Genomic DNA, 12,290 nt, shown 5'->3' with positions numbered 1-12,290 from the left:
CGACCGGTCCGCCACACAATCCGCACGGGTCAACCGGATCGAGCGTCTCGTCGATCGTCCGCGGCGCCGGACGCGGTTTTCAACTCGGTCATTCTGTCTCCGCGGGCGCGGCTAAAAGCCTCTACAGAGCGTGATAGCCGCGGTTGTGATAAATCAGCGGCCGCAAATTATCGCCGACGCGCAAACCTGTCACCTTGCCAAAAAGCACACGGTGGGTGGCCAGATCCTTGGTGTCGATCAGCTCGCAGTCGAAGACGGCGAGCGCGCCCTTCAACGTCGGCGCACCGGTCGAGATCACATCCCATTCGGCCAACGCGAAACGCTCCTCGACCGGCAGGCCGGTGATGCCGGAAAAGCCGATCGACAGCGGCTCCTGATCCGAAGCCAGCGTGTTCAGGGCAAATTTGCCGTTTTCCACGAACGGCTCGTTCTTGGGATTTTCACGATTGAGGCAAACCAGGATGGTTGGCGGCGTGTCCGACACCGAGCAGGCCGCGATCACCGTCGCGCCGCGCCTGCCGGCAGGGCCATCGGTGGTGACTACATGCACATGGCCAGCAAAATGGGCCATCGCGTCGCGGTAGGCCTGCGGCCCGATGTCATTCTTCTTCAGCACCGATGATTTTCCACTAGTCAGAACCAACCGTTATATATGGGGGGATATTGCAGGCCACAAGCGAAGTGCTTGACCTATATCCCGAATTCGCGTGTTGCGCCAAAGCTGGCCAGCCTTTAGGTCTTGACGGCATTGGCGCCGGCAACCACGCGACCGGCGTGGAGGAATTCTTCGCTCGCATGCGACCTTGGACAACCACGATAGCGGTGCTGGCCTGGCTCTCGGTCGCCTGCAGTGCAAATGCCGAGACGCTGCTGGTCGGCGTCGCGGCACCTTTGTCGGGGCCGTCGGCGATCCTCGGCAAACAGATCGAGGCCGGCGCGACAATGGCGGCTGAAGCGAACGATGCCGAAATCAAGACGATCGATGACGCCTGCACGGCCGACGGTGGCGCCGCCGCCGCGCGGGAGTTCACCGCGGCCAAGGTCAACGTCGTCATCGGGTTTTTGTGCACCGACGCAATCGAGGCGGCTCTGCCGATCCTCAAGGATGCCGGCATACCGGTGATCACCGTCGGCGTTCGCACGGAAAGCCTGACCGACCGGCGCGCCAAGACCGGATGGCCGATCTATCGTCTCGGGCCGCGCGGCGACGACGAGCGCAATGCCGTCGCTGCCATCCTCACCCGCCTATGGCAGACCGAGCTGTTCGCCATAGTCGACGACGGCACGATCTATGGCCGCGAAATGGCCGAGACGTTTCGGGCAGCCGCCGAGCAAGCGGCTCTGAAGCCGGTGTTCGTCGACACGTTCCGGCCGCAGCTCGACAACCAGATCGGCCTGATCGGCCGGCTGAAGAAAGCCGGCGCAACGCATGTCTTTGCCGGCGGCGACGGCGATGATATCGCCATTATGGGCCGGGATGCTGGCCAGCTAAATACCGGCATGGTGTTTGCCGGCGGCGAAGCGTTGCGCGCGCCGCTCGGTGACGTGCCTTATGCCGTCGGCACGCTGATGATCGCGCCGCCCGAATGGGCCGATGTCGCCGACCCCAAGGTGTTGCAGAGCTTTGCCGGACAAAATATCGTGCCGGAAGGTTACACGCTTCCCGCCTATGCCGCGGTCGAGATCGCCAAGGCGGCTTCAGCATTGCCGCAAAGCTCCGGCGAGAGGCTAGCCAACGTGCTGACCGCGCATGACTTCACCACGGCGATCGGACCGATCCGCTTTGACGAAAAAGGTGACCTGACGCAAAATCCTTATCGAGCCTACCGTTTCGACGGCGGCCGTTTCGTGCCGGCGGAGAGCCAATGATGTCCAGCACGGGGATGTTCCGTACGGGTCCGCGCAATCTCATCACCGACGTCGCCGGCCTGCGTGTCGGCAATGCGGCGAATGCGAAGCTGAAATCCGGTGTGACCACCGTCATCTGCGACGAACCGGCCGTGGCCGGCGTGCAAATCCTGGGCGGTGCGCCAGGCACCCGCGAAACCGACCTGCTCGAGCCGCACAATTCGATCCACGCCATCCATGCCGTGGTGCTTTCCGGCGGTTCGGCCTTTGGCCTCGACGCCGCGTCGGGGGTGCAGGCGGCGTTGCGCGAAAGAGGCATCGGCGTCGAGGTTGGCGGCTTTCGCGTGCCGATCGTGCCGGCGGCGATCCTGTTCGATCTGCGCAATGGCGGCGACAAGGATTGGGGCCGGTATCCGCCTTACCGCGACCTCGGCTACGAAGCCGCGCAAGCCGCCGCGATCGACTTTGCGCTCGGCACCGCCGGCGCGGGTGCCGGCGCGCTGAGCTCCGGCCTGAAGGGCGGGCTCGGCTCGGCCTCGACGGCGCTGGACAGCGGCGTCACCATCGGCGCGCTCGCCGCCGTCAACCCGACCGGCTCGGTGACGGTCGCCGGGACCCGCCATTTCTGGGCGGCGCCGTTCGAGATCGGCGACGAGTTCGGCGGGTTAGGCTATCCCTACCCGATGCCTGACGATGCCAGAAAGGTCCTGCTGAAGTTCCGTGACAAGCATGCGGCAGAGCAGGCGGAAACCGGCGCCAACACGACCATCGCCGTGATCGCCACCGATGCGGTACTCACGAAGGCCGCCGCCAAACGCCTGGCGATATCGGCGCATGACGGCTTTGTCCGTGCCATTTGGCCGACGCATACGCCCGCAGACGGCGATCTGGTCTTCGCGCTGGCAACGGGCAAGAGCGGCATCGAGCTCGCACCCAACGATGCCGTCGATCTCTACGCCGCGGCCGGCGCCACGATGGCGCGCGCCATCAGCCGCGGCGTCTTTGCCGCGACGCCGGCCGAGGGCGATCTGTTCCCGGTCTGGTCGTCGCGCTGAACGCGCAACGCTCATTCGGGTGAGCCGTAATCAGACTGGATTATGATCAGGTGGGTTCGGATTTTTCTTCCTCGAACGTGACCGCAACATCCGAGTTTGCCGACAGCCGCACCTTCTGGCCCTCGACCTCGGCGACAAGGCTGAGAGGAATGAAGTGGTGATGGCCCCTGTGAGCGCCCTCGCCGCTGTCGCGCTTGGTCAGCTTTATGCGATCTCCGTCAACCTTGTCGACGGTACCGACATGGACGCCGTCGGCGCCGATCACTTCCATACGTTCGCGAATCTTGGCTGCATCTGTCATGGGGGACTCCCTTAGAGCGCCGCGCGTCCTTTTGGACGCGCAAAGGACGCTCTAAACATTTTGAATCAATGCATCGTGCCTTCCGAAAATCGATTCTGATTTTCGGAAGGCACGATGCGGTGAAGCTGCCGACAATAACAAACGACGGGCGGATTGGATGCATCGACTTTTGTGTTTCAGTCAGCACGATCTTTTGACAGCATCGTGATAGGGAATTTAACGGCATCGACTGCCGGAATGGAAAGCCCCATGCGAAATCTTGCCCTGTTTGCCGTCTGCCTGCTTGCCCAGCTTGCAACTTTGGTCGCCGCCCACGCAGGCGATGTCGCCGAGCTTGATGTCCTCGGCTTCAGCCGTGATGGCGGGGTCTTTGCCTTCGAGGAATATGGCGTCCAGGACGGATCGGGATTTCCCTATGCCAACCGCTATTATATCGACACGGCCGACGACAGTTTCCTGAAGGGCTCGCCGATACGTGTCCGGCTCGACGACGAGAATGCCACGGTGGCCGCAGCGCGGCTGCAGGCCCGGCAAAGGGGCGAAGCGATCGTCGGTCAGGCGGAACTCACGGCAAATCGCGGCATCACCGCCGGCTTCAACCCGGTGACCGAGCTTTCTGCCGATCCCTTCCGCATGGTGGTCAATCCGCGCCCGATCTTCTCGCCGGTCGACGATCCGCTCGAGTTCCGGCTCGACCAGATCGGCATGAACGACACCGAACGCTGCCAGAGCCAGGGCGAGATCAATGGCTTTCGCCTGCTGCGCATCGAGGCGAAGGATGGCGGCCAGACGAGGATCATTCACGAGGACAAATCGATCCCGCAAAGCAGAGGCTGTCCGAATGGCTACCAGATCGGCGCGGTTCAGACATTTTCGCTGGATAGCCTCAGCGCCTATGCCGTGCTGATCGCGGTGCGCCAATACGGCTTCGAAGGGCCGGACTATCGCTGGATCGCGGTAACCGGTCGCCTGTGAAGTTCCCCGCCATGCGCTATCGCGCTCTGCGCCGTCTCCGCCGTGCTCTGCCGTCGCTGCGCACCGCATTTGCCGGTGCCTTGCTGTGGGCCATGGCGATGGGCGCCAGCGCGCTGCTCAATCTGCTGTTGTACGATTGGGAGACCCCGGCGAAGGTCCGCTTCGTCTCGCTGCTTTATGCTGCCGGCGGCGCGCTGGCCTTCCCGGTTGGGCTGTTTCTGGCGCGGCTCGTCTCGCTCGGACGCCACTGGGAAATCGCCCTCGCCGCCGCCTTCGTCTGCCTTCTCGCAGCGACGATCGCCGTCACCGGCGGCCTCTTTGGGCTGCAATACCGCTCCTACTATGTCCAATGGCATGCGCCCGCGTTCACCATCACCTGGGTTTTCCAGTTTGTGTTCACGATGTTGACGGCACTCTACCAGTTCGTCGTCCTTGGCATCCGGCTGTATTTTCCGCTCGGTTTCATTGCGCTCGCTGTCGTCAGTGTCTGGTTTGCGCGCCAGCAACGTTGAGCATTTTGCCTGCCTCTGTTAGGACGCGGGCAAATGCTCTCGCAAGTCAGGACCGACTGATGATCCCTCGCTACTCCCGGCCGGAAATGGTGGCCATCTGGTCCCCCGAAACCCGGTTCCGCATCTGGTTCGAGATCGAGGCCTACGCCTGCGACGCATTGGCCGAGCTCGGCGTCATCCCGAAGGAGGCCGCCAAGACCATCTGGGAGAAAGGCGGGGCGGCAAAATTCGATGTCGAAGCCATCGACGAGATCGAGCGGGTCACCAAGCATGACGTCATCGCCTTTCTCACCCATCTTGCCGAATTCGTCGGGCCGGATGCCCGCTTCATCCACCAGGGCATGACATCCTCCGACGTCCTCGACACCTGTTTTGCCGTGCAGCTCACCCGCGCCAGCGACATCCTGCTGGCCGACATTGACGGGCTGCTTGCGGCGCTCAAGCGCCGCGCCTTCGAGCACAAGGACACCATCACCATCGGCCGCAGCCACGGCATCCATGCCGAGCCGACCACCTTCGGCGTCAAGCTGGCGCAGGCCTATGCCGAATTCTCGCGTTGCCGCGAGAGGCTGGTGCATGCACGCGAGGACATCGCTACCTGCGCCATCTCCGGTGCGGTCGGCACCTTCGCCAATATCGACCCCTATGTCGAAGAATACGTGGCCAAGAAACTCGGACTGAAGCCGGAGCCGGTGTCGACGCAGGTGATCCCGCGCGACCGCCACGCGATGTTCTTCGCCACGCTCGGCGTCATCGCCTCGTCGATCGAGCGGCTGGCGATCGAGGTGCGCCATCTGCAGCGCACCGAGGTACTTGAAGCAGAAGAGTACTTTTCACCCGGACAGAAGGGCTCGTCGGCGATGCCGCACAAGCGCAACCCGGTGCTGACCGAGAACCTCACCGGCCTTGCCCGCATGGTGCGCTCCTTCGCATTGCCGGCAATGGAGAATGTGGCGCTGTGGCACGAGCGCGACATCTCGCATTCGTCGGTCGAGCGCATGATCGGGCCCGACGCGACGGTGACGCTCGATTTCGCGCTCTCACGCCTGACCAGCGTTGTCGACAAACTGCTCGTCTACCCCGACAACATGCTGAAGAACATGAACAAATTCCGTGGCCTCGTGCATTCGCAGCGCGTGCTGCTGGCGCTGACGCAAGCCGGTGTTTCGCGCGAGGACGCCTACCGGCTGGTGCAGCGCAACGCCATGAAGGTGTGGGAGCAAGGCGCTGATTTTCTTGAGGAACTTTTGGCCGACAAGGACGTTGTCGCAGCCTTGCCCGAGGCCGAGATCCGTGAGAAATTCGACTTGGGCTATCATACCAAGCACGTCGATACGATCTTTAGCCGAGTGTTTGGAGAAGCCTGATGATTTCGTCGGCCGGAGATTTCGATTTCCTTGCCCTGCCCGGGCGCGGCAATTCCGGGCCGGATCATTGGATGTCGCATTGGTGCCGGGTGTTCCCCAATTCGAGCCGCGTGCTGCAGGCCGAGTGGGACCGGCCAAAGCCTGAAGACTGGATCGGCCAGGTGGATGCCGCGGTGGCCGCCGCACCGCGCCGCGTCGTGCTGCTTGCGCATTCGCTGGCGGTGGCGACGGCGGTGAAGTGGGCTGCCGGCGCCAGTCAAAGCCAACTCGACAAGGTCGCGGCGGCATTCCTGGTTGCCGCCACCAATGTCGAGGATACCGATCCCTCATTCGACGCGGTGCGCCCGTTCGCGCCGATGCCGCTGAAGCGCCTGCCCTTCCCGACATTGGTGGTGGCGAGCCGCAGCGACCCACGCGTCACCTTCGACAAGGCGACCGCTTTTGCCGCAGCCTGGGGCGCGGATATCGCCGATGCCGGCGATCTCGGCCATATGGGAAATGAGGCCCGCCTCGGCGTATGGCCAGCGGGCCTGCTGATGCTTGGCCGCTTGCTCGAAAAAGCGAACCTCTAGCCTATGCCTTACCGGGAACCGTCCTTATCACCGTGCCCCACGGATCCTCGCGGGTGGTCTCGCTTGCGGCATTGTCCGAGCGCATCTCGACCCAGGCCAAGCCGGAGCGGGCGGGATCGCGGCGACCGGCGCCCGCGCTCTGCCACGCATTTGCGCCAATGTGGTGATGATAGCCGCCGGACGACAGGAACACCGCCGCGCCACCGTACTTTGCCACTGTGTCGAAACCGAACTCCTGATGCCACCATGCTTCGGCTTCTTCCGGCCTGCCGACCCGCAAATGGACGTGGCCGATAATGCTGTTTTCCGGCGCGCCCTGCCAGCCGGTGTCGCCGGCCGGCACCTCGGCAACGACCGACGGAATGTTCAGCCGCTCCGTCGCCATCGCTATCTTGTCACCGTTCCATTTCCAGTCCTGCGGACGGCGGTCGGCATAGATCTCGATGCCGTTGCCTTCGGGATCGGTCAAATAGAGCGCCTCGCTGACCAGGTGGTCGGATGCGCCCTCGATGCCGATCTTGTTGGCGATGGCATGGTTGATCCAGCGGCCGAGATCGGCCCGGCTGGGTAGCAGGAAGGCGGTGTGGAAAAGACCGGCGCTGCGCGGGTCATCGGGTTTCGCGGCCGGATCCGCTTCGATGTCGAGCAAAGGGCGATTGACTGCGCCGAGCGTAATGGTGCCGCCGGCGCGGCTCAGTTCCTGCAAACCGACGACTTTGCGATAGTAGGCAGCGAGATTGTCTGCATCGCGCGCCCGCAAGCCGACGCGGGCAACGCTGACCGGGGTCGTCGCGGCAAAAGGCAGTTCGCTCATTAAAGTGCTCCGTTCAGGCGGCGCTCGACAAGCTTCCAACAGAACAATCCGGCGCCATCAATCATTCTACGCCATGTCCGTGGCAAAATCTCGGAACAGCCATTCTTTCCTGGCGACAGATCGTTGATCGCGATCGTTCACACAAGAGCGCAAGAAGCGAACAGGGTGTTCACAATAGCGAGCAGAACCGGGCTCGTGAGCGGCCGTTTGCGTGTCGCTGTTGAGTTCATACCCGGTTGCACCCGACAGCGCCTCTCGCTACATGCGCGCCATGAAAGTCAGGGAAGCAGATATTCTCATCGTGCCGGGCTACACCAATTCCGGCCCCGATCATTGGCAGAGCCGCTGGCAGTCGAAACTATCGACAGCGCGCCGCGTCGAACAGGCGGAATGGTCGAAGCCGGTGCGCGAGGATTGGACGGCCGGTGTCGCCAAGGCGGTTAACGAGGCCGAGCGGCCGGTCGTCATCGTCGCCCATTCGCTTGGCGTCGCGGCGGTCATTCAAGCGTTGCCTCGGTTCGAGAGGCCGGTCGCCGGCGCTTTCTTCGTGGCGCCGCCCGATGTCGCCAATCCAGAGATAAAGCCGAGGCACCTGATGACCTTCGGCCCCTATCCGCGCGACCCGCTGCCGTTTCCGTCGGTGGTGATCGCCAGCCGCAACGACCCGTTCTGCGCCTTCGGCGTCGCCGAGGACATTGCCGGGGCGTGGGGCTCGCTGTTCATCGACGCCGGGGATGCCGGTCATCTCAACGCGGATTCCGGCTTCGGCCCCTGGCCTGAAGGCTCGATGACGTTCGCGAAATTCCTGACGGATCTCTAGAGCGGTTCACCGTTTCACGGAAACGGCGAACCGCTCTATCTCTTTGTTTTGACGCAATTCCGGACGGAAAACCGTTTCACACTTTTCCTGGAATTGCTCTAGGAACCGATCGAATCCCTGACGCTGTTCAGCAGGGTCTTTGCCCCAAGCGAAATCAGCGAATGCTCGGAACCCATCGCCAGCAGCCGGTAACCCATCGACACCACGCGACCGGCGATGGCCGGTTCCATCACATAGATCGCCGCATGCTTGCCGGCTTTGCGGGTGCGCTCGGCGATCGAGGCGACGGTCCCCATCATGCTCTCCAGCGTCGAACTGACGGTGGTGCCCTTCGACCAGGCGATCGAGAAATCCGACGGGCCAAGGAAGATACCGTCGATGCCCGGCGTGTCGAGGATGCCGTCGAGTGCATCAAGCGCGGCCCGCGTTTCGACCATGGCGAACGCCATGGTGCGCTGGTTGCTGTCGCGCAGCCAGTCGGCATAGTCGCCCTTGCCATGGCGCGGAAAAGCATAGGTCGGGCCCCAGGAGCGCTCGCCGAGTGGCGGGTATTTCATTGCGGCAGCAAACAGCTTTGCGTCCGCCACCGAATTCACCATCGGGGCGATCACCGCCTCGGCGCCGAAGTCAAGCGCACGGCTGGCCATGTCGAAGCGGCCGACCGGGATGCGTACCAAAGCCGGCTTGTTGGCGGCCAGCACCGGCACAAGCCCGCGAAGTACGCTATCCTCGTGATGGCCACCATGCTGCATATCGAGCGTAACCGCGTCGAACCCTTGCCTGGCCAGTATCTCGACCGTCAACGCATCCGGCACGCCGGACCATGCGGTGAACAGCGTCTCGTCGGCCGCAAGGCGTGACTTCAGGGACATTGGCGATTTCCTCTTTGCTTGCAGCAATTCAGCCGGAAATGACCGCAAAGGCAAAGAAAAACCGCCCGGTGAGGCCGGGCGGTCGATTGGTCCAGCATTCGAAGAGTATCGATGGGGATCAGGTGTTCTTGATCTGCTCGATCGCCTGCGCCATCAATTCATCCATGGTGCGGCGGATCTGATGGTCCGACTGGTCGATGCCGGCCGCATCGAAATCCTTGCGTATCTTGCGGAAAACGTCGTGATCGCCGGCTTCCTCGATGTCGCTGACGACCACTTCCCTGGCATAAGCGTCGGCATCGGCGCCGGACTTGCCGAGCTTTTCGGCAGCCCACAGGCCGAGCGCTCTGTTGCGGCGTGCCGCAGCCTTGAACCGAAGTTCCTCGTCGAATGCGAATTTGCGCTCAAAGCCCTCTTCGCGGTCTTTCATGCTGCTCATGGCATCCCTCCGTGAAATCCGATTCGTTGTGCCAATATGTGTTGCCGGAGCACAAACCAAAAGGGCGCCGGCCGGTCAATATGCTACATTGCTTGCTGCGCTGCGGCATTTCGGTGCCCGAAAGCGGTTGATTGAAAGGATTTGCCGATTGAGCAAACAGTGCGATTGGGATAGACACCGGCATTGAACCCCACCGTCGCCATCTTATTTTAGGCAGACGGACAGGAACTGGTCGCTTGCCGCCTGCCCGCAAATCCAGAGAAAAATCAGATGAAAAATCGCCGCCGCATTTATGAAGGCAAGGCCAAGATCCTTTATGAGGGACCGGAGCCTGGCACGCTGATCCAGTTCTTCAAGGACGACGCTACCGCTTTCAACAAGAAGAAGCATGAAATCGTCGATGGCAAAGGCGTGCTCAACAACCGCATTTCCGAGCACATCTTCAATCATCTCAACCGGATGGGCATTCCGACCCACTTCATCCGCCGGCTCAACATGCGCGAGCAGTTGATCAAGGAAGTCGAGATCATCCCGCTCGAAGTGGTGGTGCGCAACGTCGCCGCCGGCTCGCTGGCCAAGCGCCTGGGCATCGAGGAAGGCACCGTGCTGCCGCGCTCGATCATCGAATTCTATTACAAGGCCGATGCGCTCGACGATCCGATGGTATCGGAAGAGCACATTACCGCCTTCGGCTGGGCGAGCCCACAGGAGATCGACGATGTCATGGCGCTGGCCATTCGCGTCAACGACTTCCTTTCCGGCCTGTTCATGGGCGTCGGCATCCAGCTGGTCGATTTCAAAATCGAATGCGGCCGCCTGTTCGAAGGCGATATGATGCGCATCGTCGTTGCCGATGAGATCTCGCCGGATTCCTGCCGGCTGTGGGACGTGGCGACGCAGGACAAGCTCGACAAGGACCGCTTCCGCCGCGACATGGGCGGGCTGGTCGAGGCTTATCAGGAAGTTGCCCGCCGTCTCGGCATCATGAACGAGAACGAGCCACCGCGTCCGGCCGGGCCGGTGCTCGTCGCATCGACCGACGGTGTCAAAGGTAAGCCGCACTGACGGCTTGCCCGCTCAACAGGTGAACAGGAGCATGTCCAGCGTGATCAAGGCCCGCATTACCGTAACCCTCAAGAACGGCGTGCTAGACCCACAAGGCAAGGCAATCGAGCACGCGCTGTCCGGAATGGGTTTCGGCGGCGTCGGCCAGGTGCGGCAAGGCAAGGTTTTCGACGTCGAATTGGCCGAGAGCGACAGCGCCAAGGCCGAGGCCGATCTGAAAGCCATGTGCGACAAGCTTCTGGCGAATACAGTGATTGAGAATTACGCGGTGGAGATCGCCTGAGGTGAAATCAGCCGTCGTCCTGCTCCCAGGCCTCAATCGCGACCGCGACATGATCGCGGCGCTGACCAAGATTTCCGGCACGCCGCCGGTCACCGTCTGGCAGACCGACACCGAAATTCCCGATGTCGACCTGATCGCCATTCCCGGCGGCTTTTCGTTCGGCGATTATCTGCGCTGCGGCGCCATTGCCGCGCGCATGCCAGTAATGCGGGCTGTGGCCGAAAAGGCGGCCAAGGGCGTCACGGTCATCGGCGTCTGCAACGGCTTCCAAATCCTGGTCGAGGCCGGCTTGCTGCCGGGCGCATTGATGCGCAATACCTCGCTGAAATTCGTCTGCCGTCAGGTGAAGCTACAGATCGCCAATGCCAACACGATGTTCACCCGCCGCTACCAGCCGGGCCAGATCATCCGGGCGCCGGTGGCGCACCATGACGGCAATTATTTTGCCGATGCCGAAACGCTGGCCCGCCTCGAAGGCGAAGGCCAGGTGGTGTTCCGCTATGCCGAAGGCACCAATCCCAACGGCTCGATCAACGACATTGCCGGCATCGTCAACGGCCGCGGCAACGTGCTCGGCCTGATGCCGCATCCCGAGAACCTGATCGAAGCGGCGCATGGCGGCAGCGACGGCCGGGCGCTGTTCGAAAGCGCGCTGGGCATCGCTGCTTGATGCCTTCAATTTTCCTCCTGGAGCCACGGTCATGAAACTCTATTCGCGGCCGTTGTCGCCCTATTCGTCGATCGTGCGGGCGTTGGCCTACATCAAGAACGTGCCGCTCAAGCTCATTGCACCGCCGCCGGGGTTTCCCATCCCGGAGGCGTTTCGTGCCATCTCGCCGTTGAACCGGATTCCGGTGCTGATCACCGGCTCCGGCGAAACGATCGTCGAATCGGTGGTCATCGCCGAATATCTGGAGGAGCGCTTTCCCGAGCCGGCGCTGCTGCCGAGGGACTCGAAGGACCGGGCGCTGGTGCGCATGTTCGCCCGCATCACCGACCTCGACGTGCTCGCCCCGACGATGAAGCTGTTCGAGCTCCATTTCGTGCCGCAGCGCAACGAGGCGGAGATCAAGGCACAGTTCGCCCGATTGCATCACGGGCTTGCGGCAATCGAGGCCCGCATGGCGCATGGCCCGTTCGCGCTCGGCGACGACATCTCCTTTGCCGATGCGTGGTTGACGCCGACCCGCTTCGTCTTCAACAATTTCAGGACAACGATGGGCCGCCCCGATTTGCTTGACGCCTATCCGAAATTCGATGCCTACGAGCAAATAGCCTTGCAGCATCCGGCGCTGTCGCGCGTCTGGGGTGAGATGACAGACGGTCTGACGATCTTTCTGTCCGAACTCGAGATGGGCGCCGCTTGA

General features: G+C 62.5%; 16 protein-coding genes. 11 read left to right on the top strand and 5 right to left on the bottom strand.

From position 1 onward, the window contains the following. Nucleotides 1–121: 121 nt before the first annotated feature. Complete coding sequence (locus NKJ28_RS28025) at nt 122–616, bottom strand: flavin reductase (protein ID WP_352637840.1); 495 nt, start codon at nt 614–616, stop codon at nt 122–124. A 179-nt stretch (nt 617–795) separates the two neighbouring features. Between NKJ28_RS28025 and NKJ28_RS28020 the strand changes: the two genes are divergently transcribed. Together NKJ28_RS28020 and NKJ28_RS28015 are read left to right on the top strand one after the other, a co-directional pair. Next, nucleotides 796–1,869, top strand: coding sequence for a branched-chain amino acid ABC transporter substrate-binding protein (locus tag NKJ28_RS28020; RefSeq protein ID WP_352637839.1), 1,074 nt, complete (start codon nt 796–798; stop codon nt 1,867–1,869). A gap of 14 nt (nt 1,870–1,883) precedes the next feature. Continuing rightward, nucleotides 1,884–2,903 (top strand): P1 family peptidase, encoded by a 1,020-nt coding sequence (locus NKJ28_RS28015; RefSeq protein ID WP_352637860.1) that lies wholly within the window; start codon nt 1,884–1,886, stop codon nt 2,901–2,903. Nucleotides 2,904–2,949: 46 nt separating this feature from the next. Here the strand turns inward: NKJ28_RS28015 and NKJ28_RS28010 are convergent, their stop codons facing one another. Further along, nucleotides 2,950–3,204 (bottom strand): DUF2171 domain-containing protein, encoded by a 255-nt coding sequence (locus NKJ28_RS28010; RefSeq protein ID WP_023674734.1) that lies wholly within the window; start codon nt 3,202–3,204, stop codon nt 2,950–2,952. Nucleotides 3,205–3,453: 249 nt separating this feature from the next. Between NKJ28_RS28010 and NKJ28_RS28005 the strand changes: the two genes are divergently transcribed. The 4 genes from NKJ28_RS28005 to NKJ28_RS27990 are packed head-to-tail and all read left to right on the top strand — an operon-like array spanning nt 3,454 to nt 6,630. Continuing rightward, entirely contained in the window at nt 3,454–4,179 is a 726-nt protein-coding gene (locus NKJ28_RS28005; RefSeq protein ID WP_352637838.1) for a DUF2259 domain-containing protein, read from the top strand. An 11-nt stretch (nt 4,180–4,190) separates the two neighbouring features. Continuing rightward, nucleotides 4,191–4,691 carry a hypothetical protein gene (locus tag NKJ28_RS28000; protein ID WP_352637837.1) on the top strand — a complete coding sequence of 167 codons (501 nt, stop codon included), beginning with the start codon at nt 4,191–4,193 and terminating at the stop codon, nt 4,689–4,691. 59 nt (nt 4,692–4,750) lie between these two features. Continuing rightward, a complete protein-coding gene (purB, locus tag NKJ28_RS27995; RefSeq protein WP_352477371.1) occupies nt 4,751–6,058 on the top strand; it encodes an adenylosuccinate lyase in 1,308 nt (435 codons plus the stop codon). Continuing rightward, complete coding sequence (locus tag NKJ28_RS27990) at nt 6,058–6,630, top strand: alpha/beta hydrolase (protein WP_352637835.1); 573 nt, start codon at nt 6,058–6,060, stop codon at nt 6,628–6,630. The genes purB and NKJ28_RS27990 overlap by 1 nt, the downstream gene beginning before the upstream one ends. A gap of 1 nt (nt 6,631) precedes the next feature. On the opposite strand, the gene NKJ28_RS27985 is transcribed toward NKJ28_RS27990, so the two are convergent. Next, nucleotides 6,632–7,444 (bottom strand): VOC family protein, encoded by an 813-nt coding sequence (locus NKJ28_RS27985; protein WP_023674729.1) that lies wholly within the window; start codon nt 7,442–7,444, stop codon nt 6,632–6,634. 271 nt (nt 7,445–7,715) lie between these two features. Here NKJ28_RS27985 and NKJ28_RS27980 point away from each other — a divergent pair, with 271 nt between their 5' ends. After that, a complete protein-coding gene (locus tag NKJ28_RS27980; protein ID WP_023674728.1) occupies nt 7,716–8,264 on the top strand; it encodes an RBBP9/YdeN family alpha/beta hydrolase in 549 nt (182 codons plus the stop codon). 98 nt (nt 8,265–8,362) lie between these two features. On the opposite strand, the gene NKJ28_RS27975 is transcribed toward NKJ28_RS27980, so the two are convergent. Further along, complete coding sequence (locus tag NKJ28_RS27975) at nt 8,363–9,136, bottom strand: HpcH/HpaI aldolase family protein (protein WP_352637833.1); 774 nt, start codon at nt 9,134–9,136, stop codon at nt 8,363–8,365. A gap of 118 nt (nt 9,137–9,254) precedes the next feature. Then, nucleotides 9,255–9,575, bottom strand: a complete 321-nt coding sequence (locus NKJ28_RS27970) for a DUF1476 domain-containing protein (protein ID WP_023674726.1) — start codon at nt 9,573–9,575, stop codon at nt 9,255–9,257. 270 nt (nt 9,576–9,845) lie between these two features. Between NKJ28_RS27970 and purC the strand changes: the two genes are divergently transcribed. The 4 genes from purC to NKJ28_RS27950 are packed head-to-tail and all read left to right on the top strand — an operon-like array spanning nt 9,846 to nt 12,290. Next, on the top strand, nt 9,846–10,640 hold the full coding sequence (gene purC, locus NKJ28_RS27965; protein ID WP_023674725.1) for a phosphoribosylaminoimidazolesuccinocarboxamide synthase: 795 nt from the start codon (nt 9,846–9,848) through the stop codon (nt 10,638–10,640). Nucleotides 10,641–10,680: 40 nt separating this feature from the next. Continuing rightward, nucleotides 10,681–10,923, top strand: a complete 243-nt coding sequence (purS, locus tag NKJ28_RS27960; RefSeq protein WP_023674724.1) for a phosphoribosylformylglycinamidine synthase subunit PurS — start codon at nt 10,681–10,683, stop codon at nt 10,921–10,923. Nucleotide 10,924: 1 nt separating this feature from the next. Further along, nucleotides 10,925–11,593, top strand: coding sequence for a phosphoribosylformylglycinamidine synthase subunit PurQ (gene purQ / locus NKJ28_RS27955; protein ID WP_023674723.1), 669 nt, complete (start codon nt 10,925–10,927; stop codon nt 11,591–11,593). Between the two features lie 31 nt (nt 11,594–11,624). Next, entirely contained in the window at nt 11,625–12,290 is a 666-nt protein-coding gene (locus tag NKJ28_RS27950) for a glutathione S-transferase family protein (RefSeq protein ID WP_352637831.1), read from the top strand.

It is taken from the genome of Mesorhizobium sp. M0145 (assembly GCF_040322355.1).
Taxonomy (GTDB): Bacteria; Pseudomonadota; Alphaproteobacteria; order Rhizobiales; family Rhizobiaceae; genus Mesorhizobium.
The sequence above is the reverse complement of the archived record's forward strand: the minus strand, read 5'-3'. Positions and strand labels throughout refer to the sequence as shown.